General features: G+C 38.8%; 23 protein-coding genes. 16 read left to right on the top strand and 7 right to left on the bottom strand.

Annotated features, from left to right (window positions below; genetic code table 11):
- Window positions 1–168 precede the first annotated feature (168 nt).
- The 6 genes from LZF87_RS13785 (at window position 169) to LZF87_RS13760 (ending at window position 6,233) form a co-directional block, all read left to right on the top strand.
- Window positions 169–705 carry a nucleotide exchange factor GrpE gene (locus tag LZF87_RS13785; RefSeq protein ID WP_244339840.1) on the top strand — a complete coding sequence of 179 codons (537 nt, stop codon included), beginning with the start codon at window positions 169–171 and terminating at the stop codon, window positions 703–705.
- 19 nt (window positions 706–724) lie between these two features.
- Window positions 725–1,852, top strand: a complete 1,128-nt coding sequence (dnaJ, locus tag LZF87_RS13780) for a molecular chaperone DnaJ (protein ID WP_244339838.1) — start codon at window positions 725–727, stop codon at window positions 1,850–1,852.
- 164 nt (window positions 1,853–2,016) lie between these two features.
- The gene (locus LZF87_RS13775) at window positions 2,017–2,940 is read left to right on the top strand and encodes an ABC transporter ATP-binding protein (protein WP_244339836.1); all 924 of its coding nucleotides are present in this window, start codon (window positions 2,017–2,019) and stop codon (window positions 2,938–2,940) included.
- 32 nt (window positions 2,941–2,972) lie between these two features.
- Window positions 2,973–4,277, top strand: coding sequence for an ABC transporter permease (locus LZF87_RS13770; RefSeq protein WP_244339834.1), 1,305 nt, complete (start codon window positions 2,973–2,975; stop codon window positions 4,275–4,277).
- A 76-nt stretch (window positions 4,278–4,353) separates the two neighbouring features.
- Entirely contained in the window at window positions 4,354–5,517 is a 1,164-nt protein-coding gene (locus tag LZF87_RS13765; protein WP_244339832.1) for a sigma-54-dependent transcriptional regulator, read from the top strand.
- 74 nt (window positions 5,518–5,591) lie between these two features.
- On the top strand, window positions 5,592–6,233 hold the full coding sequence (locus LZF87_RS13760; RefSeq protein WP_244339830.1) for a DEAD/DEAH box helicase: 642 nt from the start codon (window positions 5,592–5,594) through the stop codon (window positions 6,231–6,233).
- A gap of 51 nt (window positions 6,234–6,284) precedes the next feature.
- Here the strand turns inward: LZF87_RS13760 and LZF87_RS13755 are convergent, their stop codons facing one another.
- Both LZF87_RS13755 and LZF87_RS13750 read right to left on the bottom strand, forming a co-directional pair.
- Window positions 6,285–6,890, bottom strand: coding sequence for a hypothetical protein (locus LZF87_RS13755; protein ID WP_244339828.1), 606 nt, complete (start codon window positions 6,888–6,890; stop codon window positions 6,285–6,287).
- Between the two features lie 12 nt (window positions 6,891–6,902).
- Window positions 6,903–7,397 carry an RNA polymerase sigma factor gene (locus LZF87_RS13750; RefSeq protein WP_023573989.1) on the bottom strand — a complete coding sequence of 165 codons (495 nt, stop codon included), beginning with the start codon at window positions 7,395–7,397 and terminating at the stop codon, window positions 6,903–6,905.
- A 287-nt stretch (window positions 7,398–7,684) separates the two neighbouring features.
- Between LZF87_RS13750 and LZF87_RS13745 the strand changes: the two genes are divergently transcribed.
- Window positions 7,685–8,989 (top strand): NAD(P)/FAD-dependent oxidoreductase, encoded by a 1,305-nt coding sequence (locus LZF87_RS13745; protein ID WP_244339826.1) that lies wholly within the window; start codon window positions 7,685–7,687, stop codon window positions 8,987–8,989.
- 83 nt (window positions 8,990–9,072) lie between these two features.
- Window positions 9,073–10,317: a GNAT family N-acetyltransferase gene (locus LZF87_RS13740; RefSeq protein ID WP_244339825.1), complete on the top strand. Its 1,245-nt coding sequence runs from the start codon at window positions 9,073–9,075 to the stop codon at window positions 10,315–10,317.
- Window positions 10,318–10,350: 33 nt separating this feature from the next.
- On the opposite strand, the gene LZF87_RS13735 is transcribed toward LZF87_RS13740, so the two are convergent.
- A complete protein-coding gene (locus tag LZF87_RS13735; protein WP_244339824.1) occupies window positions 10,351–11,412 on the bottom strand; it encodes a DUF3810 domain-containing protein in 1,062 nt (353 codons plus the stop codon).
- A 100-nt stretch (window positions 11,413–11,512) separates the two neighbouring features.
- On the opposite strand from LZF87_RS13735, the gene LZF87_RS13730 reads away from it, so the two are divergent.
- Both LZF87_RS13730 and LZF87_RS13725 read left to right on the top strand, forming a co-directional pair.
- Complete coding sequence (locus LZF87_RS13730) at window positions 11,513–11,806, top strand: (2Fe-2S) ferredoxin domain-containing protein (protein WP_244339823.1); 294 nt, start codon at window positions 11,513–11,515, stop codon at window positions 11,804–11,806.
- A gap of 85 nt (window positions 11,807–11,891) precedes the next feature.
- The gene (locus LZF87_RS13725) at window positions 11,892–13,355 is read left to right on the top strand and encodes an aminoacyl-histidine dipeptidase (RefSeq protein WP_244339822.1); all 1,464 of its coding nucleotides are present in this window, start codon (window positions 11,892–11,894) and stop codon (window positions 13,353–13,355) included.
- A 14-nt stretch (window positions 13,356–13,369) separates the two neighbouring features.
- On the opposite strand, the gene LZF87_RS13720 is transcribed toward LZF87_RS13725, so the two are convergent.
- The 3 genes from LZF87_RS13720 to LZF87_RS13710 form a co-directional block, all read right to left on the bottom strand.
- On the bottom strand, window positions 13,370–14,506 hold the full coding sequence (locus LZF87_RS13720; protein ID WP_244339821.1) for a PepSY-associated TM helix domain-containing protein: 1,137 nt from the start codon (window positions 14,504–14,506) through the stop codon (window positions 13,370–13,372).
- A gap of 72 nt (window positions 14,507–14,578) precedes the next feature.
- Window positions 14,579–16,789: a TonB-dependent siderophore receptor gene (locus LZF87_RS13715; protein ID WP_244339820.1), complete on the bottom strand. Its 2,211-nt coding sequence runs from the start codon at window positions 16,787–16,789 to the stop codon at window positions 14,579–14,581.
- 179 nt (window positions 16,790–16,968) lie between these two features.
- Window positions 16,969–17,481, bottom strand: a complete 513-nt coding sequence (locus tag LZF87_RS13710; RefSeq protein ID WP_244339818.1) for a DUF6265 family protein — start codon at window positions 17,479–17,481, stop codon at window positions 16,969–16,971.
- A gap of 144 nt (window positions 17,482–17,625) precedes the next feature.
- On the opposite strand from LZF87_RS13710, the gene prfA reads away from it, so the two are divergent.
- The 3 genes from prfA (at window position 17,626) to LZF87_RS13695 (ending at window position 20,624) form a co-directional block, all read left to right on the top strand.
- Window positions 17,626–18,699, top strand: a complete 1,074-nt coding sequence (gene prfA, locus LZF87_RS13705; RefSeq protein WP_244339816.1) for a peptide chain release factor 1 — start codon at window positions 17,626–17,628, stop codon at window positions 18,697–18,699.
- Between the two features lie 257 nt (window positions 18,700–18,956).
- Window positions 18,957–19,769 (top strand): orotidine-5'-phosphate decarboxylase, encoded by an 813-nt coding sequence (gene pyrF, locus LZF87_RS13700; protein ID WP_244339814.1) that lies wholly within the window; start codon window positions 18,957–18,959, stop codon window positions 19,767–19,769.
- Window positions 19,770–19,814: 45 nt separating this feature from the next.
- The gene (locus tag LZF87_RS13695) at window positions 19,815–20,624 is read left to right on the top strand and encodes an ABC transporter substrate-binding protein (protein WP_244339812.1); all 810 of its coding nucleotides are present in this window, start codon (window positions 19,815–19,817) and stop codon (window positions 20,622–20,624) included.
- 152 nt (window positions 20,625–20,776) lie between these two features.
- Here the strand turns inward: LZF87_RS13695 and LZF87_RS13690 are convergent, their stop codons facing one another.
- The gene (locus LZF87_RS13690) at window positions 20,777–21,508 is read right to left on the bottom strand and encodes a DUF4197 domain-containing protein (RefSeq protein ID WP_244339810.1); all 732 of its coding nucleotides are present in this window, start codon (window positions 21,506–21,508) and stop codon (window positions 20,777–20,779) included.
- Between the two features lie 229 nt (window positions 21,509–21,737).
- On the opposite strand from LZF87_RS13690, the gene katG reads away from it, so the two are divergent.
- The 3 genes from katG to LZF87_RS13675 all read left to right on the top strand — a co-directional run bounded on the left by katG (window position 21,738) and on the right by LZF87_RS13675 (window position 25,752).
- Window positions 21,738–23,939, top strand: a complete 2,202-nt coding sequence (katG, locus tag LZF87_RS13685; RefSeq protein WP_244339808.1) for a catalase/peroxidase HPI — start codon at window positions 21,738–21,740, stop codon at window positions 23,937–23,939.
- Window positions 23,940–23,951: 12 nt separating this feature from the next.
- Window positions 23,952–24,611, top strand: a complete 660-nt coding sequence (locus LZF87_RS13680; RefSeq protein WP_244339807.1) for a VOC family protein — start codon at window positions 23,952–23,954, stop codon at window positions 24,609–24,611.
- Window positions 24,612–24,690: 79 nt separating this feature from the next.
- A complete protein-coding gene (locus LZF87_RS13675; protein ID WP_244339805.1) occupies window positions 24,691–25,752 on the top strand; it encodes an NAD(P)-dependent alcohol dehydrogenase in 1,062 nt (353 codons plus the stop codon).
- Window positions 25,753–25,875: the final 123 nt, after the last annotated feature.

Genomic DNA, 25,875 nt, shown 5'->3' with positions numbered 1-25,875 from the left:
TAATCAAAAACTTCTTAAAATTATACTAAAGTTAGATAACTAATTCCGGGTTTGCAATATTTAATTAAAAAAACAAATGACAAATTGACATTTTTAAATGCTTTGGCAATACATTTGCAGTCCCAAAAGTGATACAAGAAAATAATGTTCAAAAAAATATTTAAAAATATGAGCCAGGAAAGTACTGAAAACATCGAGAATGAGCAGTTACAAAATGAAAATGTTTCAGAAAACCAGGAGATTGAAAATCCAGTATTGACTCCGGAACAGCAACTTGAGGAAGATTTAGCAAAAGAAAAAGATAAGTTTTTGCGTTTGTTTGCCGAATTTGAAAATTACAAAAAACGCACCTCAAAAGAGCGAGTGGAACTTTTTAAAACTGCCGGTCAGGAAGTTTTACAGTCAATGTTACCGGTTATGGATGATTTTGACAGAGCTATGGTCCAAATCTCAAAAACCGAAGACGAGAATCTGTTGAAAGGGGTTGAATTAATTTACGAAAAATTAAAATCAACATTGCTTTCAAAAGGATTGGAAGAGGTGGAAGTAAAAGCAGGTGATGTTTTCAATGCCGATTTCGCTGAGGCGATAACACAAATTCCAGCCGGAGATGATTTAAAAGGAAAAGTGGTGGATGTAGTGGAAAAAGGATACAAGTTAGGAGATAAGATTATCCGTTTTCCGAAAGTAGTTATTGGGCAGTAAGCCAAAATAAAGCAAGCTGATGAAAAAAAGAGACTTATACGAAGTATTAGGAGTTCAACGAGGCGTAACCCCAGAGCAGATTAAAAAGGCTTACCGTAAAAAAGCACTGGAATTCCATCCCGATAAAAATCCGGGCGACAAAGTGGCGGAAGATAAATTTAAGGAAGCTGCCGAAGCGTATGAAATTTTAGGTGATGCTGACAAAAAAGCACGTTATGATCAGTATGGTCATGCAGCCTTTGAAGGAGCCGGCGGATTTGGTGGTGGAGCTCACCACATGAACATGGACGATATTTTCAGCCAATTCGGTGATATCTTTGGAGGTGCCTTTGGTGGAGGTTTCGGAGGATTTGGCGGAAACAGCGGCGGTCAACGCAGAATGAAAGGCGGAAACCTTCGTATTAAAGTTAAACTTACGTTAGAAGAAATAGTCAACGGCGTAGAGAAAAAAGTTAAGGTAAAACGTAAAGTTCAGGCACACGGCGTTACCTATAAAACCTGTCCGACATGTCATGGTTCAGGTCAGGTAATGAAAGTTACCAATACGATCTTGGGAAGAATGCAAACGTCTTCACCGTGTCATACTTGTGGAGGCACGGGTCAGATTATCGACGGTAAACCATCACAAGCGGATGCGCATGGTATGATAATGGAGGATGAAACTGTTTCAATCAAAATTCCTGCAGGAGTTGTTGATGGTATGCAGTTAAAAGTTTCCGGAAAAGGGAATGATGCTCCGGGTTCAAACAGTATTCCTGGTGATTTGATTGTTGTGATTGAGGAAGTAGAACACGAATTCTTAAAGCGTGAAGGCGAGAACCTGCATTATGATTTGTACATCAGTTTTGCAGAAGCAGCTTTAGGGACTTCAAAAGATATTGAAGCAGTCGGAGGAAAAGTCCGAATTAAGTTGGAAGAAGGTATTCAGTCAGGAAAAATTCTACGCTTGAAAGGAAAAGGTATTCCAAGTCTCAACAGTTACGGAAGCGGTGATTTGTTGGTTCACGTAAATGTATGGACACCTAAAACCTTAACCAAAGAACAAAAACAGTTCTTCGAAAAAGCGTTAAACGAAGACAACTTCATTCCAAAACCCGAAAAAACAGACAAATCTTTCTTTGAGAAAGTAAAAGATATGTTTTCATAATTTTTTTGTTGTTATGTTTTTAGCATAGCAATTTTTTTCCCATCCTGATGTAAGTCAGGGTGGGTTTTTTGTGTAACAATATAACACAATCGACAACTAATGTGTACTTTTACACGCGCTAGGTTAAAATTGACCGAAGTGATGAAATAAATCAAAATTTTGCAATGAGTTCAATTCTTGAAGTTAAAAATGTTGTTAAGCAATATGGCGAGTATACTGCTTTAAACAGTGTTTCATTACAAGTTCCCCAAGGCAGTATTTATGGGCTTCTTGGTCCTAACGGTGCCGGAAAAACATCTCTTATCCGTATTATCAACCAAATTACCATGCCGGATGGAGGTGAAGTTTATCTGGATGGTGAAAAATTGGCACCGCACCACGTGCAGCACATCGGTTATATGCCCGAGGAACGTGGTTTGTATAAAACCATGAAGGTAGGGGAGCAGTGTTTGTATCTGGCACAACTGAAAGGCTTGCCTCATTCCGAAGCTAAAAAACAATTGAAATATTGGTTCGATAAATTTGAAATAGGTAATTGGTGGGACAAAAAAATTCAGGAATTGTCCAAAGGGATGGCTCAAAAAGTGCAATTCATAGTTACCGTTCTGCACGAACCTAAATTGTTGATTTTAGATGAACCTTTTTCAGGTTTCGACCCGGTTAATGCCAATCTTATTAAAGATGAAATCATCGAACTGAATAAAAAGGGAACTTCTGTAATTTTCTCTACGCACCGCATGGAAAGTGTGGAAGAAATGTGTGATTACATTGCTTTACTTCATAAATCGAACAAACTGATTGAAGGAAAGTTGATTGATGTAAAAAAATCACACAGGACCAACTCGTTTGAAGTCGGCATTCTATCCGATAACGTTGAGCGTCTGATGTATGAGCTGACTCAGAAATTCAAGTTGGAGCAAACCAATTTCAAATCCTTAAACGATGAGATTAAGCTGAATATAAAGCTTGATAGGGCAACACCAAATGAATTATTAAACATCCTTACGCAAAACGGTCAGGTAACTCATTTCGTTGAGAAAATTCCAACTGTAAACGATATCTTTATTCAAACGGTAAGTCAAAAGTAATTGTGAATGTTAATTCATAACTCATAACTCAAATGTCTGTAATATCATTAATCATAAAAAGGGAATTTATTGCCAAAGTGCGCAATAAATCATTTATCGTAATGACGTTTTTAAGTCCGCTCTTAATTGTCGGAATGTCATTTTTAATCGCTTACCTGGCTAACATGAATAAAGGAGAAGTGAAAAAAGTGGCGATTCACGATGAATTGGGTGTATTCAAAAAAGACTTTAAAAACACTAAAGAAACGGCCTATGTAGATTTATCGGCGATGCCTTTCAAAACGGCGAAAGACACTGCCAGTAAAAATTATGAAGGTTTGATCTATATCCCGAAAGTGACCAATCCTGAAGATTTGGCCACAAAGGTGGAGTACATTTCAGATGATAGTCCGAGTATGGAATTTATCATGGAGATGGAGGATGTGATTAATCATCAGCTTACCCAGAATAACTTAAAAGAATTAGGTTTTGATTCTGCAAAAATTGACAGTGCCCAAGTGGAATCCGATGTTCATTTGGCTAAATTTTCAGGGGAAGACAGTTTGAAGGGATTGAACGAAATCAAAATCGGAATCGGTTCTGCTTTCGGTTATCTGATCATGATGTTTATTATCATTTACGGGAATTTTGTGATGCGCAGCGTTATCGAAGAGAAAACAAACCGTATCATCGAAATCATTATTTCTTCGGTTAAACCTTATAAGTTGATGATGGGTAAAATCATCGGAAACTCGTTGGCAGGAATTCTTCAATTTGCTATTTGGGCAATTGTTGGGGGAATACTTCTGCTCGGTGTTTCCTCTTTCTTTGGCATTCAGGCCGGCGCAGCATCTTCGGTAGATCCGGCAATGGTAGATGCTGCCAAACATGAATTGGGAGGTACAATCCAAATGTATATTAATGAAATTTGGAACCTGCCTATCGGAACATTAATCACTTGTTTTATCATTTATTTTATAGGAGGTTATTTCCTGTATAGCTCGCTTTATGCGGCCATCGGTGCTGCGGTCGATTCGGAAACCGATTCACAACAGTTTTTATTGCCGATTATAATGCCTTTGATGTTAGGAGTTTATGTCGGATTCTTTACGGTTATGGATGATCCTCACGGAACTGTGGCTACGGTATTCTCCATGATTCCGTTTACATCGCCTATCGTAATGCTGATGCGAATCCCGTTTGGTGTGCCATGGTGGCAGTTAACATTATCGATTGCTTTACTTTTTGGAACGTTTTTTGGTGTAGTGTGGTTTGCCTCGAAAATTTATCGCGTAGGTATTTTAATGTACGGTAAAAAACCAACGTGGAAGGAATTGTATAAATGGCTTAAGTATTAGTAATTTAGTGGTTTAGGTTATAATTGGAAAATTCCGCCAGTTTAGTTATTAAGCAACTCTGAAACTCAAAAAAAGAATGTCAAAAATATTAATCATCGAAGACGAAGCATCCATCCGCAGGGTTTTGGTAAAAATCCTTTCGGAAGAAAGCGATACCTATAAAGTGGATGAAGCCGAAGACGGTCTTCAGGGCTTGGAAAAAATCAAGAACGAAGATTATGATTTGGTTTTGTGCGATATCAAAATGCCAAAAATGGATGGCGAAGAAGTACTCGAAGCCGTTAAAAAAATAAAACCGGAAATCCCGATGGTAATGATTTCAGGTCATGGTGATCTGGAAACCGCTGTAAATACAATGCGTCTTGGTGCTTTCGATTACATTTCCAAACCACCAGATTTGAACAGGTTGTTAAATACGGTTCGACACGCTTTAGACCGAAAACAACTGGTGGCGGAAAACAAAATTCTGAAAAAGAAAGTTTCCAAAAATTATGAAATGATAGGTGAAAGCGATGCCATCAATCAGATTAAAGAAATGATTGATAAAGTTGCGCCAACCGAAGCCCGGGTTTTAATCACCGGACCAAACGGAACCGGAAAAGAATTGGTGGCGCATCAGTTACATGAAAAAAGTGAGCGTTCCGGTGCCCCACTAATCGAAGTAAACTGTGCTGCTATTCCAAGTGAATTGATTGAAAGCGAATTGTTCGGTCACGTAAAAGGGGCCTTCACTTCAGCGGTGAAAGACAGAGCCGGAAAATTTGAAGCCGCAGATAAAGGAACCATCTTTTTGGATGAGGTAGGAGATATGAGTCTTTCGGCGCAAGCCAAAGTATTACGCGCTTTACAGGAGAATCTTATTCAGCGCGTAGGTGCTGATAAAGATATCAAAGTTAATGTACGTGTGGTGGCTGCAACAAATAAGGATCTGAAAAAAGAAATTGCGGAAGGACGTTTCCGTGAAGATTTATACCACCGTCTGGCCGTGATTTTAATTAAAGTACCGGCATTGAATGACAGACGCGACGATATTCCGTTGTTGATAAATCATTTTGCTGAAAAAATCGCGTCTGAACAAGGAACTGTGGTTAAGAAATTCTCTATCGATGCCATTAAATTATTACAGGAATATGATTGGACAGGGAACATCCGTGAACTTCGAAATGTAGTGGAACGCCTTATTATTTTAGGTGGAAATGAAATTTCGGAAAACGATGTGAAACTGTTCGCAAGTAAATAAATTAGTTGTAAGTGATGAGGCACAACATAAATTTAGTTTTCCTTATTCCTTCTCCCTTTTAACTTAGCTTTTAAATGAAACTAAAAAAAATAAACGATAAGCTGTCAAAGGCTTTAGCAGAAAACGGAATTGAAACGCCGAATGAAATTCAGAAAGACTGTTTTAGTACCCTGAAAAGTGGTGCGGATGCAGTTGTGATAATGCCTAAAGGTGGTGGAAAATCAACCACGATAGTGTACACGGTAATCCAGAAACTTGAAAAAGCTGTTGGTGAATCGACCCGAGCGCTAATCATGGTGCAAGACAAAGAAGCAGTTCTGGAAATGGTGGATACATTCAAAAAATTCGCACATTACACCAATTTACGTGTTTTTGGCTCTCATGACAAAGGGGATATCGATTACGATAAAAACCAGATTTCGTTAGGGGTTGATGTTCTGATCGGTACGCCTAACAGAATCAACGCAATGTTTTCTTCAGCAGGTTTTAACATGAACACAATAAAAATGTTTGTGATTGACGATGCTGACGAACTTTTTAAAATAAGAATGGATGCCATCGTTTTGCGTTTGTCCAACAGTGTTGAAAAAACGCAACGACTTTTCTTTGCAGAAGACTTAACCGAAAGGGTAGAAGCTCTTGCCGATAAAATCATGATTGAGCCTTTCTTGTTTGGTGTGGACGATTATGAGGATGAAGAAGATTACGAGGATTAAGATGAAATAGTAAACATAAAAAAAGCTTCAACATTGTTGAAGCTTTTTTTATTATAAATCGATTTTCTTTAATTCTTCATAATTTTTGTGAAGTCTTCTTAGCAAGAAACCGTAAATTAATCGGTAGAACAACCATACAATTAAAAGAATAACGAGTAAAAATACCAGTAACAATATACTTGCGCCCACTACAACTTTCATTTCCTGATGCGTGTCAATAAGTAACATTTTTACCTCAGAACCAATAATCAGCAGTCCAGCCAAAAACACATAGGCTATATTAAAGAAAATATAATAGGTTACCGTTTTTCTTGTTCTCAAAATACTCTCCATCAGTTTTTTTGTTGTAGATGTAGAGGATATGGATTGGAAGTTTTTGTAAAATAAATAGATAAAGAATGCTGCAATGGCATAACCCACATAATCCGAATAACGAACAAAAGTTTCTACCCATCCTAATTTTGAATCAAAATCATTCGGAAGCAATAAACTCAGGGAATTTAAAGCAATAAATTCAATGATACTGATAATAAAAATCCATTTTACAATTGATGACGATTTCTTATGCAACATTCCATAAATCTCCTGTTCCGAAATTTTCGGAAACTGAGGTTCGTTTTTCTTCCAGTCTTTTTTTAATAAATCTAACTCGTCCATGTTTTCCTTTCCTTAGGGATTTACTATTCGTTTTAATTTTCCTTTGATCCTGTTCATTTTAACCCTTGCATTTACTTCGCTAATCCCAAGTGTTTCGGCAATCTCTGTGTAATCTTTGTCTTCAAGGTACATAAAAACCAAGGCTTTTTCAATGTCGTTCAACTGGTGCACCGCTTTATATAACAACTTGATCTGTTCTTCCTCTTCGTAATTGTAGTCATCGTGGGCAAACCGGTGAATCGTACTGTCAAATTCGATAGTGTTGATCGATTTGGTTTTTTTCCTGTAAAGCGTGATGGCCGTATTCAAAGCCACACGATAAGCCCAGGTGGTAAATTTCGAATCACCCCGAAATTGAGGGAACGCTTTCCAAAGCTGAATGGTAATTTCCTGAAACAAGTCCTTATGAGAATCTTCATCAGAAGTATACAGCCTACAAATCTTGTGGATAATATTCTGATGTTCTTTTAATTGTGAAACAAAGGACTGCTCTAAACTCGAATTCATAAATAATTAGTATTAAATCCTAACCAATTGTTACAATTATTGAAGCTTTATTTTTTTGGAGCATCACTTCAGGTGTTTTTTTAAGCCATTTTCCCGCTTTCCGTTCCTCCCGATGAAAAATCGGGATCCACTGCAATCGGGGCTAAGTGAAAACTTATGGCTTCTTTTGAACTTTTATTTTTTTTCGAATCGAGAATTTTTTGAATTCCCTTCTCACTTTTTTCATTACTCTTCTGCCCACTTTCTTCGTAACTTAGCAACTCAGTAACTCAGCTACTCAAAAGAAGATGAATATTCCCCGATCGAGTTTTCCGCGCATCGTAATTATAGGTGGCGGTTTTGCCGGAATTTCACTGGCTAAAAAACTTAAAAATAAAAATGCACAGGTTGTCCTTCTCGACAAACACAATTACCATACATTTCAGCCGTTGTTGTATCAGGTAGCCACTGGCGGATTGGAAGCGGGGTCCATTGCTTATCCCATCCGGAAAGTAGTGCAGGATTATGAGAACTTCTACTTCCGACTGGCTAATGTAAAGGAAATCGATGCTGAAAACAAAAAAATCATTGCTGATATTGGTGATCTGTATTATGATTATCTTGTGATTGCTACTGGCTCCAAAACCAATTATTTCGGAAATAAGGAAATCGAGAATTTCAGTATGGCGATGAAAACCATTCCGCAGTCACTAAATATCCGCAGTCTGATCCTAGAAAATTTCGAACAGGCATTACTCACCAACGATATCAATGAAAGAAATGCGCTTATGAATTTCGTAATTGTAGGAGGGGGGCCAACAGGAGTAGAGCTGGCCGGAGCATTGGCTGAAATGAAAAAAGCTATACTACCGAAAGACTATCCTGATTTGGACATACGCAATATGGGGATTCATGTTGTTCAGGGGAGTGATCGTTTGCTCGATGCAATGTCGCCAAAATCATCGCAAAAAGCGGAAGATTTCCTCCACGGACTGGGGGTAAGTATTTGGAAAAGTGTAAGGGTAACCAATTACGACGGGAGAACGGTAACCACCAATTCGGATTTGACTTTTGATACCGCAACGGTTATTTGGGCAGCGGGGGTGAAAGGCGCTGTAGTGAACGGTTTGAAAAAAGAAGCTTTAACGGAACGCGCCGATCGTGTGATGGTGAACGAATTCAATCAGGCATTGGGTTATGATAATATTTTTGCCATAGGGGATGTAGCTTTAATGGCGTCCGATAAAAATCCGCAGGGTCATCCCATGATGGCACAGCCCGCGATACAGCAAGGTGATTTGTTGGCAGAAAACCTGATTCGGAAATTGCAAAATAAGACAATGCAGCCCTTCATGTACAACGACAAAGGCTCGATGGCCACTATCGGAAGAAATAAAGCGGTGGTCGATTTACCTCATTGGCATTTTCAAGGCGTTTTTGCCTGGTTTGTTTGGATGTTTGTACATTTGTTTTCGCTCATCGGATTCAAAAACAAAGCAGTGGTGCTGATGAATTGGATTTACAATTATATCAAATTCGATCGCGAAGGCCGTTTGATCATCCGTCCGTATAAAAAGAAAAATATCCAGAGTTTTACCAGTGACGAAATGTAAAGGTTTTAAGCCATATACTTGTGACGTAATGTAAAAATTTGTCCTCAGGCTAAATGGCGACAATGAAAATGCAAAATAATATCATGACTTTACAACTAATAATAAGACTAGGGACAATCTATGATTTAAAGGAGCTGTTACAATTATTTGCGGATACGATAACGACAGTCTGCATAAATGATTATAGTGACCAACAAATAAAAGTGTGGACTTCAAGTATTGAAGACGAGGAACGTTGGTTTGATATACTGAGGAACCAATTTGTATTAGTAGCCGAAGACACAGAAAAAATTATTGGCTTTTGCACATTAGACAAAGGAAATTATGTCGATTTGATGTATGTGCATAAAGACTATCAGGGGCAAGGAATTGCAAGTAGACTTTATTCTGAATTAGAAAAAGAAGCGATAAAAATTGGGAATAAGCGATTGACTTCAGATGTTAGTATAACTGCCAAGCCGTTTTTTGAAAAGATAGGCTTTAAAGTAGTCACAAAGCAAGTAGTTGTGCGAGAAGGAATTGAATTGATAAACTTTAAAATGTCAAAAGAACTGACAAACATGCAGACAAAAATTAAATTTTCTCCAGAAGAAATCGCAATAAAAAGAATTGACAATTATCCTGGGCGACCAACAATTATTTTTTTACATGATTCATTGGGTTGCGTTGAATTGTGGAGGGATTTTCCGGAAAAACTGGGGGCATTGACCAATTGTAATGTTTTGGTTTATGACCGTCAGGGTTATGGGAAATCCTGTCCGTTCATATACGCTAAGCGTGATAATGATTACATGGAACTTGAGGCGGATATGTTGAACGAACTCCTGAATTATTGGAATATAGATAAGGCAATCCTATTCGGTCACAGTGATGGTGGTTCCATAGCTTTGCTTACTGCTGCAAAATATCCGGAGAAAATTTTAGGAATCATTACCGAAGGAGCTCATGTTCTTGTGGAAGAAGTTACCTTAAATGGTATTAGAGAAGCGATTGATCTTTACAAGACAACCGATTTAAAGTCCAAATTAGAGAAATACCACGGAGATAAAACCGAGGATATGTTTTGGGCATGGGCCGGTAAATGGACGAGTGACGAATTCAAGGTTTGGAACATGGAAAGTTTTTTACCATTGATTAAATGTCCGTCGTTGATTATTCAAGGTGAAGATGATGAGTATGGTACCTTGGAACAAGTCGAAAAAATCAATTCGCAGGTAAACGGTCCTTCGTCAAAATTGATTATTCCAAACATAAAACACACGCCGCATAAAGAAGCACCCGATTTTGTTTTGGACAAGTCGGCCGAATTTATCAGTCAATTGGTTTAGAAATAAGTAATACTTAAAAAAAATCGGTTAAATCTAAAGCTTGTTGGTTTTATAATAATTAACCATCAGTCCGACAAACTTACTGTAGCCTTCCAAACCGTCTTTTTGCTGGTTTACTTTCAGGAAGTTGTCGTAAAATGTGTGGAAAATCACGTCGATAAATGTTTGATGGCTGTCCCAGAATTTTTCGGTTTCTTCAAAGTTTTTCAAGATTCCGGGATGAATCAGCGGAAGTAATTTTTCGGAAGAACCTTCTTTAAAGTTCTCCATGTTTCCTAAACAATAACGTAACGCATAGGCATAACCACAATATCTGAAATAAATATCGTCGTTGTAAATTGTCGCCATATAACCGATAAAATTCGCCTCACTTTCAGGGCCAATTCCGATTTGATGTGCCATTTCATGTCCGGTGGTAGTAGTAAAATTGTGCAAGGGAATCAGATTGTTTACCTGTGCTTCATTGGTAAACGGGTTGAGGTAACCGCCAAAGCCCATGTATGTCAGAGGTGTACTTAAAAGGGAAGGTTTAACCGAATGATTTTCATATTTTAGATAAGGGAAGGCTTTACAGAGATTGTCATAACCGTTCTGGGTTTTCTCAAAGATTTGTTCTCGATTGAAAGGCAATACAACTTTAACAGTATCATTTTTGACCAATTGTGAATGGATTGCATTGGTTTTTACAATCATCAGTTTGGTAAACGCTAATAATTCTTCGGGGGTGTATTCGCGTTCGATGTTGAGTTTTACATACATCGGAATCCGTAAATAGTTTATTCCCCACATTAGGTTGAAGAAAAAATAAAATACCGATACAAATCCTAAAAACGACAGCAGATTTGATTTCCACTGCATTTTCCAGGTTTTTCGCTGCTTCCAAAACCAGCGAAGCAAAAAGAAAACGGCAATACAATAGATAACGTCACCCACAGAAAACGGAATTTTTCCCAACGTGATTCTCGAAATTCTTGCCAAAGGAGGATAGAATCCGTTGCTGTAAAAGCGTTCCACAGTTTCAGGAAAAAAGGAAAGTATTTTTAATCCGATCAGTTGAAAAACGAGAAAGAGTGGTAAAATCAGTTTTCGGTTCATGGAGAAAATTTTGCTAAATATAAAAAATGTAAATTGAATGAAGGAATGAAAGAGTTGTCGTAAATTTGTAAGACGGAAGAAACGCTAAAAAAAGTACGCCATGAGAAAGCTAGAAATGCGGAAAAAAGTCATTTTGTTTTGCGATGGTAATAAATGCAGCAAAGACAACAAAAACAACCGAAAAGTGTTTCGCGGTCTGATCAAGCAAACCGAAATGAAAGGCGAAGTGGTGATTATAAAAACACAATGCACAGATAACTGCAAGTGCGCTCCTGTTATTGGTTTTCAACCCGACAATGTTTGGTATGGCGAGGTCTCCGAGAAAAAAATTCCGCAGCTTTTTGAGGATCATGTGGCACATTCAAAACTTCTGAATCACGATAATTCCGATTAAAAATTACGCGATTTTCTCTTCTGCAAAGTGGTAAAACTTTGTACCTTTGGGACTTTGTAGAAAAAAACAACATTAAATAAAAAATATGAGCCAGGAAGTAAGAAACCTTGAGCCTAAACAGCTTTGGAATAAATTTTCCGACCTGAATGCTGTACCGCGCCCGTCTAAAAAAGAAGAACGCGTAATTGCATTTATGATGGATTTCGGAAAAAAACTAGGTCTTGAAACCATTAACGATGAGATAGGAAACGTAATCATCAAAAAACCGGCTACGGCAGGAATGGAAAATCGTAAAACCATCGTAATGCAGTCGCATTTGGATATGGTGCACCAAAAAAATAACGATACTGTTTTCGATTTCGATACTCAGGGAATTGAAATGTATGTTGATGGTGACTGGGTTCGCGCCAAAGGAACAACACTTGGAGCGGATAACGGACTTGGTGTAGCAACAATCATGGCGATTTTAGAAAGCACAGATATCAAACACCCGGCTATCGAAGCGTTATTCACTATCGATGAAGAAACCGGAATGACCGGAGCCATGGGATTAAAAGGCGGTTTGCTCGATGGTGAAATCCTTCTAAATTTAGATACTGAAGAAGATGATGAGATCGGTATTGGTTGTGCCGGAGGTGTGGATGTTACGGCAACCCGTCAATATAATGAAGAAGAAGTTCCTGAAGGTTCTGTTGGGTATACCATTACCGTTAAAGGTTTAAACGGCGGTCACTCCGGAATGGACATCGATAAAGGTCTGGGTAATGCCAACAAAATCATGAACCGTTTATTGTTCGACGGATTTGAAAACTTCGGTTTGCAGATTGCAGAAATCAACGGAGGAAGTTTGCGTAACGCGATTCCGCGTGAGAGTGTTGCAAAAGTAATCATTGCAGAAATGTATGATGAGGCTTTCGTGTTTGATATGCAGGAAGTAATAAACGATATCAAATTCGAATTCAAAACGACTGAGAAAAACCTAACTATCGAAATCGTAAAATCCGATTTACCTTCAAAAGTAATGGATTTAGGAGTTCAGGAAGGTTTGTTGCGTTCAATTTATTCGGCTCATAACGGTGTTTACAGAATGAGTGCCGATATGGAAAGCCTTGTTGAAACTTCCAACAACATTGCTCGCGTAATTGTTAAAGATGGGGAAATCTCAATTCAGAACTTAACACGCTCATCTGTTGAATCATCAAAATTTGACTTGGCAAATGCATTACGTTCGGCTTACGAATTGTTTGGCTGCGAAGTGACAGTTACCGGTTCTTACCCTGGCTGGACACCTAATGTAACGTCTCCGATTTTAGATGTGATGGCGTCCATCTACGAAAAACAAAACGGTTCCAAACCAAACGTTGCTGCTTGTCATGCCGGATTGGAATGTGGTATCTTAGGAACCAATTATCCGGATATGGACATGATTTCCTTCGGACCGACCATCAAAGGAGCACACAGTCCGGATGAAAGAGCGTCGATTTCTTCGGCTCAGAAATACTGGAAATTTGTCCTTGAGATTTTGGAGAATATCCCAATGAAAAACTAAATAAAAAAAGGTTCTCAATTTCGAGAACCTTTTTTCTTTTTCCTTCCCCACCAAATCAAAAATCCGGTAACGGGTAAGCTGGCAATCAGTAAACTGATTAAGAAAGCAAATATTTTTCCGGGTAAGCCCATAATGGCTCCCGTGTGAATATCGTAATTCATCCGCATCAGTTTATCAGAGTTGCTTGCTTCAGGGAAACGCCCCCAAATATGATTAACCTGTTTTTCTTTTAAGGTGTATTGGTCGAAGTAACGGTAGTCTATTTTCCAGTACGTGCCTGTTTCCGGATTTGCGTTAGCGGCAATCGACATACTGTCAGTTTCAGGTGGATGCACTTCAATGGATTTGGCGGTCGGGTATTCCTCTTGCATCATTGCCCAAGTCTTATCCAAAGGATTGGCTGTTTTGGTATCAAAACCTTTTGGTTTTACAGAAACAGGGTCTTGGTAAATCAATTCTTTTTTGCCACCGGTTACCTTATAGTAACAATAAGCAAACCAAGGGAATCCCCAAACCAAGCCGGTTATGGCGAAAATCAGTGCGATACTCATCACATAAAACCCTGTGATATTGTGTAAGTCGTAGTTTTTTCGTTTCCATTTGAGTCCTTCTTTCCACTGAAACCAAAAGCGCTGTTTGGCTGCTTTTTTGTTTTTCGGATACCAAAGAATGAAACCGCTGATTATCATCAGAATGAAAATAAGGGTAAAGCTGGCCACAACGGTTTGTCCAATTTCATGGGGAAGCCACAAATAGAAATGGCCATCCAGAATAAAACGGAAGAATCCTTTTTCCATATTGACAGTTTCTAACACCTTTCCGTTATAAGGGTTAAGGTATACCGTATAGTGGTAAAAAGGTTCATAGTTGTAAAATATGGCTTCGACCGATTTATGGGGTTCATTGTATTTTATGGCATGTAATTTCTTGACAGGAAGTTCTTTTACAGCAATCTTTTGTAATTGCGATGGGGGCAAAAAGGGGGAGTTCTGTTTTTCGACAAAGCGGTACTCCTGAGTAAGATTCTGAATCTCTTCCTGAAAAGCATACAAACATCCGGTAAGAGCCAAAATGAAAACGACAGATCCACTGGTCAATCCCAGCCAAAGGTGAATTTTACGTATAGCTTTTTTTAAATTGAGGTTTTTCATTTCTTAACGATAAAAACTCCCCACCAAAGTGAGGAGCTTGGTTTAAACTAAACAAACACAAATTATTTAATATTAAAATCTGAAGGTCAATCCTGCGGTCAGGTTTCTCGATTTCTGTGGAGTAACAGTTGACCAACCTGAAAAATACTTCTCATTCAACAAATTATTCAGTTTCAGGTTGAAGATAAATTTATCATTGTTGTAAGACACTCCAGTATTTAAAACTACATACTCTGGTAATTCAAATGATCCTATATAGGTAGGTATCAGTTCTCCTGTAGTTGTGTCTTCCACTAATATAGTACCACGGTTTAAGGTTTTAAAATCACTGGCATAATTTCCTCCAAATCCGAACCCTAAGCCTTTTAGTTTTCCATTAGGAACAGTATAACTTGTCCAAAGATTCACCAACGTTTCGGGCCCTGCCTCCTCAGGACGCAAACCTAAATATCCATTATAGAAATCATCTTTCTTCGTCTCACTATGATTATTGCTGAATCCTCCAACGATGTTCAAACCTTTTATAGGACTGGCGATAATGCTGATTTCAATACCTTTACTTTCAACTTCTGCGCCTTGATTGGTATTATTGATATTATATGGATCACTGGTTATTTTGTTTTTAACATAGATGTTATAGTAACTGGCCGTAATGGAAACTTTATCCTTATATAAATTTGTTTTTACTCCAAATTCATATTGCTTAGCATGCTCCGGATCAAAGGATTTCATTCTTGTGTTAGTGCCATCCGCGTCCGAAACCTGTTTTGGAGCAACATTCACAAAGCCGTTCATGTAGTTGGCAAAAATTGAAACTCGATTTATAATGGGTTGATAAACCAAACCAAATTTAGGGGAAAAAGCAGTTTGTCCTTTGCTTTCATCTGTTGACCAATATTGTGTTTGTCCTTTAAAATGATCCAATCTACCACTTACCATTGCTGAAAATTGTGGGGTCACATTAAAGACATCCGACGCATAAGCACTGAAAACTTCATTTTCGGCTGTTGAATTTCCTTCGAAAGAACCTACAAGTAAATTGTCTACACCTGCCTGCGTTAGATCACCTGTGTCGTTTCCATCGGCTAGAGTAACAAGTCCGTTACCAACATATCCGGAACTTCCGTTCATAATGTTCGATTTGTAATAATCCAGTCCGGCAACTATTCTATTTCTAAAATTACCTATTTTGAAGTCCCCTATAAAGTTTTGCTGAATGTCCGTAGTGAAAGTTTCTCCGTTTCTTTTTGAAATAAAGCGGAAAAAAGTATTACCATCCGACAGATCCCACAAATAAGAATAATATCCATCAGTTTTACTGCTGCTTCTAGATAATACGGTTTGAGAAGTCCAGCTGTCATTCAAGGTATACAACATTTGTCCTTGCATGTTGAAAGTAGGGTTACTAATTGATAATTCGTTCGAAGTGAATGAATTTTTATAATTCTGCTCAAACAAATCGATCGAATTAAATGAAACAGGACTAGATCTATTAATAAACAGCATCGGTGCATTTGCAGAATTTCTGCTGGTGAATTCGGTATTAACCAAAAATTTCAAGCGGTCATTCACAATATAGGTTAATGATGGGGCAAAAAAGAGTGATTTTCCAAAACCAGCATCCTGAAAGCTGTTTTCTGTCTGGTAGGCTGTCGTAACGCGAAGTAAAACATCTTTTTGTTGGGTCAATGGGGTATTTATATCGGCTGTGATTCTGTTCATACCATAAGTACCGGCATTATATGAAATTTCACCTCCAAAATTCGAGTAAGGTTTTTTGGTAACGATGTTAATTAATCCTCCGTATGAAATTAAACTGCTTCCAAATAAAGTTCCTGAAGGGCCTTTGATGACCTCTAAGTTATCGACGTTTACAGGGTCAATGCTTCCATTGTTAATTCCCGGTAAGCCGTTGACCATTGTTGGCTGAACAGCAAAACCTCTCATAGAATAAAATTCAGCTCCGTCACCACCACGACCGGTCGATTCCCAAAGACGGGTAACTCCTGTGGCATTTTTTAAAGCGTCGTTGAAATTTGTAACGACTTGTTCTTTTAAAAGTTCAGCAGGAATAGCGTTGTATACCTGTGGATTTTCAATGTCCGACAAAGGCATTTTTGAAACGGAGGTGCTTTTTTCTCTTTTGAATTTGTTCGTCTTACCGTTTACGATAACTTCATCAAGTTTCTTGATCGAATCGTTTTTGATTTGCTTATCCTTTTCCTGTGCACTCAGTTGCAAGCCAATGAGAAAGATTGAAATAGGGACAATTAGTTTTTTCATTTTTATTTAGAATAAATTAAAATAATATCTTGATGCAAAACTAACTTCTGAAAAGATTAGATTCAAGATTTATTTAGACTTATTTTAAATAAATTTGTGATATTTTTATTACTTGTTGATTTTCAATTTTTTAGAAATAAAAAACCCTCGATTCGTTCGAGGGTTTCAATTGAGGTAGATTATTTTTTCTTCATCGGGAAGTTTTCCGTGCTTTCTTTTCCGTCTTTCAATCCCGAAATTACGGCCACTAAGCTATCGGAGGAAATCAGATTGTAAGTAATCTTGTTAGGAAAATCATGTTTCGGATTTTCAAAAACCAACTGTTTTTCATTCGCAGTGGTCATGTAAAAAGGAACAGGCTCGTTGTTGTTTTGCCCTTTTACTGTTACATTGTAGAATAAACTGTCGTTCTTTTGTTGTAAGACAACATTTTCATGAAATACAGTGTCAATTGCTGCTGTAATAAAGCTCTCTCCGACAAAAGTACTGTCGTTTTCCTGTTTCCAGGTCTCGGTTAAATTACCTTCCGCAGAAGCAGTTCCCCATTCACCCAAAAGCCAGTCTGCTTTTTCAAGCTCTTCGTAAGTTTTGGTTACAATCTCTTCCGGTTCACCAATTTGCAGTGAACTCTCCTTTCTTTGGTTACAAGCAGCTAGTGAAATTACAGCTAATGTAACAGTAATTTTTTTCATTTTCATTCGGGATTTTAATCGGGATAAAGGTATATAAATTGAATAATACGAAACAAAAAAATAGAAGTAGATTTTTGCTGTTTTTTGAACGTATTTTTTTTGTAATTTTGCACTCCAATACAACGTATATAAAACGTACAGAATATGTTAGACAGATTGCAATATGTAAAACAGCGTTTTGACGAGATCTCGGATTTGATTATTCAACCCGATGTTATCGCCGACCAAAAACGTTATGTTCAGTTAAATAAAGAATACAAAGATTTGAAAGCCTTAGTTGAAAAACGCGAGGAATACATCAATCTTGACGGAAATATAAAAGAAGCGAAGGAGATTATTGCCGATGGTTCTGATGCCGAAATGGTGGAAATGGCCAAAATGCAATTGGATGAAGCTCAAGAGCGTTTACCTCAATTAGAGGAAGAAATCAAATTCATGTTGATCCCGAAAGATCCGGAAGACGCGAAAAACGTGATGGTGGAAATCCGTGCCGGTACAGGTGGGGACGAAGCTTCTATTTTTGCCGGAGATTTGTTCCGTATGTATACCAAATACTGCGAAAGCAAAGGCTGGAGAACTTCAGTGGTGGATATGAACGAAGGAACTTCCGGAGGATTCAAAGAGGTGATTTTCGAAGTTACCGGTGAAGACGTTTACGGAACATTAAAGTTTGAAGCAGGGGTTCACCGTGTTCAGCGTGTACCGCAAACAGAGACTCAGGGACGTGTACATACTTCCGCAGCAACGGTTATGGTGCTTCCTGAAGCCGAAGAATTCGACGTACAAATCGACATGAACGATGTGCGCATCGACTACTTCTGTTCGTCAGGGCCTGGAGGTCAGTCGGTAAATACGACAAAATCGGCAGTGCGTTTAACACATATTCCAACCGGATTGGTGGCGCAATGTCAGGATCAGAAATCACAGCATAAAAATAAAGACAGGGCGTTAGAAGTTTTGCGTTCCCGTTTGTACGAACAGGAATTGGCAAAAAAACAGGAAGAAGATGCCACCAAACGTTCGTCACAGGTTAGTTCTGGTGACCGTTCGGCAAAAATCCGTACCTATAACTATGCGCAAGGCCGTGTTACCGATCACCGAATTGGGTTAACATTATACGATTTAGGAAACATCATGAACGGAGATATCCAGAAAATCGTAGACGAGCTGCAATTGGTGAATAACACCGAAAAGCTGAAAGAAAGCGAAGTTTTCTAAAAGAAAATAGAGTAAAGAGAATAGAAAAAAGATTCCATACTGAACTTGTTGATGTATGGTTTTTTTTTGGAGCGAATGGCTTGGGCTTTTTTGGAATCCATGTTCCCACTTTCCGCTCTGCAAGGCACCGCTTCTCCCGATAGCTATCGGGACGGGGCTAAAGAGTAAACTATTTGAACTTTTGGAATCGGATGGTATAAAAACATACTGAAAAATACTCGGCAACTTCGTAACTTTGCCGCTCAGCAACTTAAAAGATGACAACAGAACAATTACAAGAGCAAATTCAATCCAAAAAATCATTCCTGTGCATTGGATTGGATGTCGATTTAAACAAAATTCCGGAGCATCTGTTACAAACGGAAGATCCTATTTTCGAATTTAATAAAGCTATAATCGATGCAACACACGATTTGTGTGTTTCCTATAAACCGAACACGGCTTTTTACGAGGCATACGGAATTCAAGGTTGGCAGTCTCTTGAAAAAACCATCAATTATATCAACGAAAAGTATCCAGAAATTTTCACCATTGCCGATGCAAAACGCGGTGATATAGGAAATACTTCTTCCATGTATGCGAGAGCTTTTTTCAATGATTTGAATTTCGATTCAGTTACTGTGGCACCTTATATGGGGAAAGATTCGGTAGAGCCGTTTTTAGCTTTTGAAGACAAGCATACCATCATGTTGGCCTTAACGTCAAATGAAGGAGCTTTCGATTTTCAGACGCAGAATGTAGATGGGACAGAATTGTACAAAGTTGTTCTGGAAACATCAAAAAGCTGGAAAAACTCCAAAAACCTGATGTATGTGGTAGGAGCAACCAAAGCGGAATATTTTACCGAAATCCGAAAAATTGTTCCGGACAGTTTCTTATTGGTGCCGGGAGTAGGAGCACAAGGCGGAAGCTTAGCTGAGGTTTGCAAGTACGGAATGAATGAAAATGTCGGTTTGCTGATCAATTCTTCACGCGGTATTATTTATGCTTCTACCGAAGCTGATTTTGCCGAAAAAGCGAGAGTTGAAGCTTTGAAGTTGCAGCAGGAAATGCAAAGTATTTTAAGCTAAGCGTACGAATTTTAACTTAGAAACAGCAACTTTAAACAAAATCGCTTGAAACAATTAACCGATCAACTCGGAACGCAACATTCGTTCGCTCAAACACCTAAAAGAATTATTTCCCTGGTTCCGTCCCAAACCGAATTGCTTTACGATTTGGGTTTGGAAGACAGTATCGTGGGGATTACTAAATTCTGCGTACATCCGTTTCATTTCAAGTCGACTAAAACAATCGTTGGAGGTACCAAACAGGTTAAGATTGATAAGATAAAAGAATTACAACCTGATATCATCATTGCCAATAAGGAAGAAAATACGCTTGAGATTGTAGAATCGTTAAAAGATATTTGTCCGGTTTGGGTAACGAACATTATAACCATTGAAGACAATCTTCAGATGATTTCGGATTTCGGGGAGTTGTTCAATAAACGTACTGATGCCCAAAAGTGGATTGATAAAACCAATTTCGCCTTAGCTGATTTTCAAAACTTCATGAAAGATAAAGAAGTTCAGAAAGTGGCATATTTTATATGGGCCAATCCGTATATGGTAGCCGGCGGGGATAATTTTATCAATGAATTGCTGAAATTGAATAAATTCGAAAATATCTACGATAATCATCCTAAATACGAAGGAAGGTATCCTGAAATTGTGATTCAGAAAATGCGTATTCAGGGCGATCCGGATATAGTTTTGTTGTCTTCGGAACCCTTTCCGTTTAAGGACGAGCATGCTTTTGAATTAGGGCGTCATACCCATCATGCCAAAACTGTTTTTGTGGATGGCGAAATGTTTTCATGGTATGGAAGCCGATTAGTGAAAGCTTTTGATTACTTCAAGCAATTGCACCTTCGTCTGGATTAATTCCATAAAAAAACCACGCCCGAAAGCGTGGAATTCCTTTTAAACTAACCCTAACCAAATGAGAAACTCTCTATTTGATTACAAAGTTCCAACAATTTTTTTGTAGTTAGTGTTAACAAATTGTTATTTGTATCTTATTGATTTCTAAATTTTTAGCCTTGTTTTTTGTCTTGTAGAGCAAATACCTTTTTTAACAAATCGGTGCTTCTGGCTGTCAGGTTGTTACGGATGTCTTTTTCTTCAACCGCAATCATTTTGAATACACCTTCCATTGCTTTGTTGGTAGTGTAATCGGTTAAATCCGGATTTACCTTTTTGACCAACGGAACGCTGTTGTATTTTGTAATGATGGTAGTCCAAACTTTATCAGCGCCTACTTTAGCAAACGATTGTTTAATCACCGGGTTGAATTTTGCATATAAAGCCGTTGAGGTTGATGTTTCTAAATAGGTCGTTGCCGAACGGTCATTACCCAATAAAATATTTCGGGCATCGGTAAAACTCATTCCTTTTACAGCGTTAACAAAGATTGGAGTTGCTTCTTTTACTGCATCTTCAGCAGCGCGGTTCATAACTTTTAAACCTTCGTCAGCCAATTTACTCATACCGATATCACGAAGTGTTTTGTCTACTTTTTTAAGTTCTTCAGGCAAAAGTATTTTTACCATTTCATTTTTGTAGAAACCATCGGCAGCGGTAAGTTTTACTACCTGTTTGTCAATTCCTTTGTTCAAGGCTTCTTTCAATCCGGAAGAAATTTCGGCTTGGCCGACATAAACCTGTTCCAGTCCGCCTGGTGTTTGTGGTAACTGATCAATAACCTGTTGCATTTCGGCACATCCAAAAAAAGGAATAAAAGCCAAAAGAAGTACTGTTTTTTTCATGCTCATTTGAATTAGTGTTCAAAGGTAAACAAACATCATACCAATTTTTTTGTATTAGATTTTCTTATGAGAAAATAATAATAATCAATTTGATTTATAAAATAACGATAAGTTAATTCGGTAATTTTAATTAAATTTAACAGTTATAAAATGTTGGGCCCCAGAAATTTGATTTTGTAATTATACTGTTAATGAAAATAGAAATCAATCACTAATAACATTATAAAAAATGGAAAACAATTCGAATAGCCAAGGTAAGTGTCCGTTTTCCGACACAACCCAAAATGAGAACATGGGTGGAATCGGGACAAAAAACAAGGATTGGTGGCCCAATCAGTTAAAAGTAAACATGCTGCGTCAAAATTCATCCCTATCAAATCCGATGGGTGAAACTTTTAATTACGCAGCAGAATTCAAAAGCCTTGATTTGGCAGCTGTCAAAAAAGACCTTAATGACCTTATGACCGATTCGCAGGATTGGTGGCCGGCCGATTTCGGGCATTACGGACCTCTTTTTATCCGTATGGCATGGCACAGCGCCGGGACTTATAGAATAGGTGATGGTCGTGGAGGAGCAGGAGCCGGACAACAGCGTTTCGCACCGCTTAACAGCTGGCCGGATAATGCCAATCTTGATAAGGCGCGCAGACTACTTTGGCCGATCAAACAAAAATACGGACGTAAAATTTCATGGGCAGATCTTATGATTCTGGCTGGGAATGTTGCTTTAGAATCAATGGGATTTAAAACATTTGGTTTTGCAGGAGGACGTGAAGATGTCTGGGAACCGGAAGAAAATGTATACTGGGGTTCTGAAACGGAATGGCTGGATGATAAACGTTACTCAGGAGAGCGTGATCTTGAAAATCCGCTTGCGGCTGTGCAAATGGGTTTAATCTATGTAAATCCGCAAGGGCCAAACGGAAACCCTGATCCTCTTGCCGCAGCAATCGATATTCGCGAAACATTTGCCCGCATGGCCATGAATGACGAAGAAACCGTGGCACTTATAGCTGGCGGACACACTTTCGGTAAGGCGCATGGGGCAGGAGATGCTGCACTTGTAGGTGCTGAACCGGAAGGTGCAAGTATCGAACTCCAAGGTTTGGGCTGGGTAAGTAAACACGGTACCGGTAAAGGAGGAGATGTCATTACGGGAGGACCGGAAGTGACGTGGACACAAACACCAACAAAATGGAGCAATCACTTCTTCGATAATCTCTTTAATAATGAGTGGGAACTGACAAAAAGCCCGGCGGGAGCATTTCAATGGGTGGCAAAAGGAGGTGCGAAGACAATCCCGGATGCACACGACCCTTCCAAAATGCATATGCCGACCATGCTTACCACAGACCTTACGCTACGTTTTGATCCTATTTATGAAAAAATTTCAAGACGTTTTTATGAAAATCCGGATCAGTTGGCTGATGCCTTTGCCCGTGCATGGTATAAGTTAACACACCGTGATATGGGACCGATTGCCCGTTATCTTGGCCCTGAAGTCCCAAAAGAAGAATTGCTTTGGCAAGATCCGATTCCAGCAGTGGATCATGAATTGATCAATGAAAGTGATATTGCATCATTAAAAGCTAAAATATTGGATTCTGGTCTTACTGTTTCGCAATTAGTATGTACAGCTTGGGCTTCTGCATCTACTTTCCGTGGTTCCGACAAACGCGGTGGCGCTAATGGTGCCCGCATCCGTTTGGAGCCTCAGAAATCTTGGACGGTAAATAATCCTACGCAATTATCAAAAGTTTTGAATACGCTGGAAGGCATTCAGAAAGAATTTAATAATGCACAATCTGGCGGTAAAAAAGTATCACTTGCTGATCTTATTGTTTTGGCGGGCTGCGCAGGAGTTGAGAAAGCTGCAAAAAATGCGGGACATTCTGTAACTGTTACTTTTGCTCCCGGCCGTATGGATGCTACACAGGATAAAACCGATGTAGCGTCATTTGCTGTGCTGGAGCCGAAAGCCGATGGATTCCGAAATTATGCGAAATCCAAGTTTTCAATTCCAACAGAAGCAATGTTGGTGGATAAAGCACAATTGCTGACATTAACTGCTCCCGAATTGACGGTTTTGATAGGCGGTATGCGTGTATTGAATACCAACTTTGATAATTCCAAACATGGAGTGTTTACCAATCGTCCGGAAACACTTACCAACGATTTCTTCGTGAATTTACTCGACATGGGTACAACCTGGAAAGCAGTTGATGAACATGAGGAATTGTTTGAGGGAAGAAATGCCTCCGGTGTAAAATGGACAGGAACCCGTGCAGACCTTATCTTTGGTTCTAATTCGGAATTGAGATCATTGGCTGAAGTATATGCAAGTTCGGACGCTCAGGAGAAATTTGTGAAAGATTTTGTATCGGCATGGAATAAAGTCATGAACCTTGATCGTTTTGATTTGGCAAAATAACAGTACAGAATCATGAAAATATCGGAAGTTCATTTGTTGACCAATTCGCTTTCGGAAACCGAATTCTTTTATAAGCAAAAGCTAGGTTTCGAAGTCATTGTGAAAACGGATGAACTTCTTTGTTTACAAACGGGAACTTCTCAGTTGTGTTTTCATTTGTCGGAAGAAGTTCAAAAACCGGTTTATCATGTCGCCTTCGATATTCCGGAGAACAAACTTTTGGAAGCATTGGAATGGGTTAGTGAAAGAGCCGAAGCTATTCCGTATAACGACAATGACTATATAGTCGACTTCTCCAGTTGGAACGCCAAATCCTTTTATTTCTATGATTCCAATGGGAATATTTTGGAATGCATCGTGCGCTATGATCTGAAGAACGTTTCGGATGGAAATTTCAACAACAATTCGTTTATAAAAATCAGCGAAATTGGTTTTGTTGTGCCGGATGTTTTCGGATTTTGTGACGAAGTCAATCAGCAATACCAAACCGATTATTTTGCAAAACAGCCTAAACGTGAAAACTTCTCCGTTTTGGGAGATGAATACGGTTTGTTTATCGTTTCGGGGGAAAACCGAAATTGGTTTCCTACGATGCACAAAGCACATCCGTTTTGGTCAAAGGTCGTTTTTGAGAGTAATGATAAGCGACTTGAAATACTGTTTAACCCGTGAAAAAAAACCGATTTTATTATCAATAATTTGCATATTTTGAAAGTTTAAATAACAACCAATAAAAAAAGTAAATGTAATTATGGAAACAACCAACGTGAAAGCATACGGGACACAGGCGGCCGATGCGCCTTTGAAACTAATGAATATCGAACGCAGGGACGTTACTGCAAAAGATATTGAAATTGATATTTTGTATTGCGGCGTTTGCCACTCCGATTTGCACACGGCAAGGAACGATTGGGGCTTTACGACTTATCCGGCAGTTCCCGGACACGAAATTGTGGGCAAAGTAACCAAAGTAGGCAGCGAAGTGACCAAAGTGAAAGTCGGAGATTTTGCCGCCGTAGGTTGTTTGGTTGATTCTTGCCGTACCTGCAGTAGTTGTGCACAAGATCTAGAACAATACTGCCTGAACGGATGGGTAGGAACATATAACAGTGAAGACAAACATTTAGGCGGAATGACGTTTGGCGGCTATTCCGAAAAAGTTGTGGTAGACGAACATTTCGTACTGAAAGTGCCTTCCAATCTGGATTTGGCAGCTACAGCTCCGCTACTTTGCGCCGGAATCACCACTTGGTCACCGCTTCGTCATTGGAATGTTGGCAAAGGCAGTAAAGTGGCCGTTGTGGGTTTAGGCGGATTGGGGCATATGGCTATTAAACTCGCTAAAGGTTTAGGGGCAGAAGTAACCCTCTTTTCAAGATCACCCAATAAAGAAAAAGATGCTAAGGATTTAGGTGCCGATGCTGTAATTATCTCAACAGATGAAGCGCAAATGAGTTCTGTAAGCGGAAAATTTGATGTGATTATTGATACCGTGCCTTATATTCATGACGTGAATCCATATATTGGGACTTTAAATATCAGCGGTACTTTGGTTGTGGTGGGTTATTTGGGAGGATTGGAGCCTATTTTGCAAACTGTTCCGATGATTATGGGCAGAAAAGCTGTGGCAGGTTCTTTAATTGGCGGTATAGCCGAAACACAGGAAATGCTTGATTTTTGTGGCAAGCACAACATCGTCTCGGAAATTGAGGTGATTAAGATGCAGGATATTAACGAAGCCTACGAAAGAATGCTTAAAAGCGATGTTCGTTACCGCTTCGTAATTGACATGACATCTTTGAAAAAGGCATAGCCACTGAAAAACATAACAGTAAAAAGGGGTAAACAAGCCGAATTCGTAAGGTTGTTTACCCCTTTATTTTTTTATGATTTACAGCTCGTATTCGTTCTCATTCATTTTTTGTTCCAGACTGTT

The sequence above is a fragment of the Flavobacterium enshiense genome (genome assembly GCF_022836875.1).
In the GTDB taxonomy this organism is placed as follows: domain Bacteria; phylum Bacteroidota; class Bacteroidia; order Flavobacteriales; family Flavobacteriaceae; genus Flavobacterium; species Flavobacterium enshiense_A.
This window is presented reverse-complemented; position numbering and strand designations above follow the sequence as displayed.

What these genes read in the sequence shown, in the direction of transcription:
- LZF87_RS13720 (WP_244339821.1), bottom strand. Translation starts at nt 14,506, where the DNA reads ATGAAAAACCTCAATTTAAAAAAAGCTATACGTAAAATTCACCTTTGG.
- LZF87_RS13730 (WP_244339823.1), top strand. Translation starts at nt 11,513, where the DNA reads ATGAGAAAGCTAGAAATGCGGAAAAAAGTCATTTTGTTTTGCGATGGT.
- prfA (WP_244339816.1), top strand. Translation starts at nt 17,626, where the DNA reads ATGTTAGACAGATTGCAATATGTAAAACAGCGTTTTGACGAGATCTCG.
- LZF87_RS13760 (WP_244339830.1), top strand. Translation starts at nt 5,592, where the DNA reads ATGAAACTAAAAAAAATAAACGATAAGCTGTCAAAGGCTTTAGCAGAA.
- katG (WP_244339808.1), top strand. Translation starts at nt 21,738, where the DNA reads ATGGAAAACAATTCGAATAGCCAAGGTAAGTGTCCGTTTTCCGACACA.
- LZF87_RS13735 (WP_244339824.1), bottom strand. Translation starts at nt 11,412, where the DNA reads ATGAACCGAAAACTGATTTTACCACTCTTTCTCGTTTTTCAACTGATC.
- LZF87_RS13675 (WP_244339805.1), top strand. Translation starts at nt 24,691, where the DNA reads ATGGAAACAACCAACGTGAAAGCATACGGGACACAGGCGGCCGATGCG.
- LZF87_RS13750 (WP_023573989.1), bottom strand. Translation starts at nt 7,397, where the DNA reads ATGAATTCGAGTTTAGAGCAGTCCTTTGTTTCACAATTAAAAGAACAT.
- LZF87_RS13745 (WP_244339826.1), top strand. Translation starts at nt 7,685, where the DNA reads ATGAATATTCCCCGATCGAGTTTTCCGCGCATCGTAATTATAGGTGGC.
- LZF87_RS13710 (WP_244339818.1), bottom strand. Translation starts at nt 17,481, where the DNA reads ATGAAAAAAATTACTGTTACATTAGCTGTAATTTCACTAGCTGCTTGT.
- LZF87_RS13715 (WP_244339820.1), bottom strand. Translation starts at nt 16,789, where the DNA reads ATGAAAAAACTAATTGTCCCTATTTCAATCTTTCTCATTGGCTTGCAA.
- LZF87_RS13775 (WP_244339836.1), top strand. Translation starts at nt 2,017, where the DNA reads ATGAGTTCAATTCTTGAAGTTAAAAATGTTGTTAAGCAATATGGCGAG.
- LZF87_RS13680 (WP_244339807.1), top strand. Translation starts at nt 23,952, where the DNA reads ATGAAAATATCGGAAGTTCATTTGTTGACCAATTCGCTTTCGGAAACC.
- dnaJ (WP_244339838.1), top strand. Translation starts at nt 725, where the DNA reads ATGAAAAAAAGAGACTTATACGAAGTATTAGGAGTTCAACGAGGCGTA.
- LZF87_RS13785 (WP_244339840.1), top strand. Translation starts at nt 169, where the DNA reads ATGAGCCAGGAAAGTACTGAAAACATCGAGAATGAGCAGTTACAAAAT.
- LZF87_RS13770 (WP_244339834.1), top strand. Translation starts at nt 2,973, where the DNA reads ATGTCTGTAATATCATTAATCATAAAAAGGGAATTTATTGCCAAAGTG.
- LZF87_RS13725 (WP_244339822.1), top strand. Translation starts at nt 11,892, where the DNA reads ATGAGCCAGGAAGTAAGAAACCTTGAGCCTAAACAGCTTTGGAATAAA.
- pyrF (WP_244339814.1), top strand. Translation starts at nt 18,957, where the DNA reads ATGACAACAGAACAATTACAAGAGCAAATTCAATCCAAAAAATCATTC.
- LZF87_RS13690 (WP_244339810.1), bottom strand. Translation starts at nt 21,508, where the DNA reads ATGAAAAAAACAGTACTTCTTTTGGCTTTTATTCCTTTTTTTGGATGT.
- LZF87_RS13765 (WP_244339832.1), top strand. Translation starts at nt 4,354, where the DNA reads ATGTCAAAAATATTAATCATCGAAGACGAAGCATCCATCCGCAGGGTT.
- LZF87_RS13755 (WP_244339828.1), bottom strand. Translation starts at nt 6,890, where the DNA reads ATGGACGAGTTAGATTTATTAAAAAAAGACTGGAAGAAAAACGAACCT.
- LZF87_RS13740 (WP_244339825.1), top strand. Translation starts at nt 9,073, where the DNA reads ATGACTTTACAACTAATAATAAGACTAGGGACAATCTATGATTTAAAG.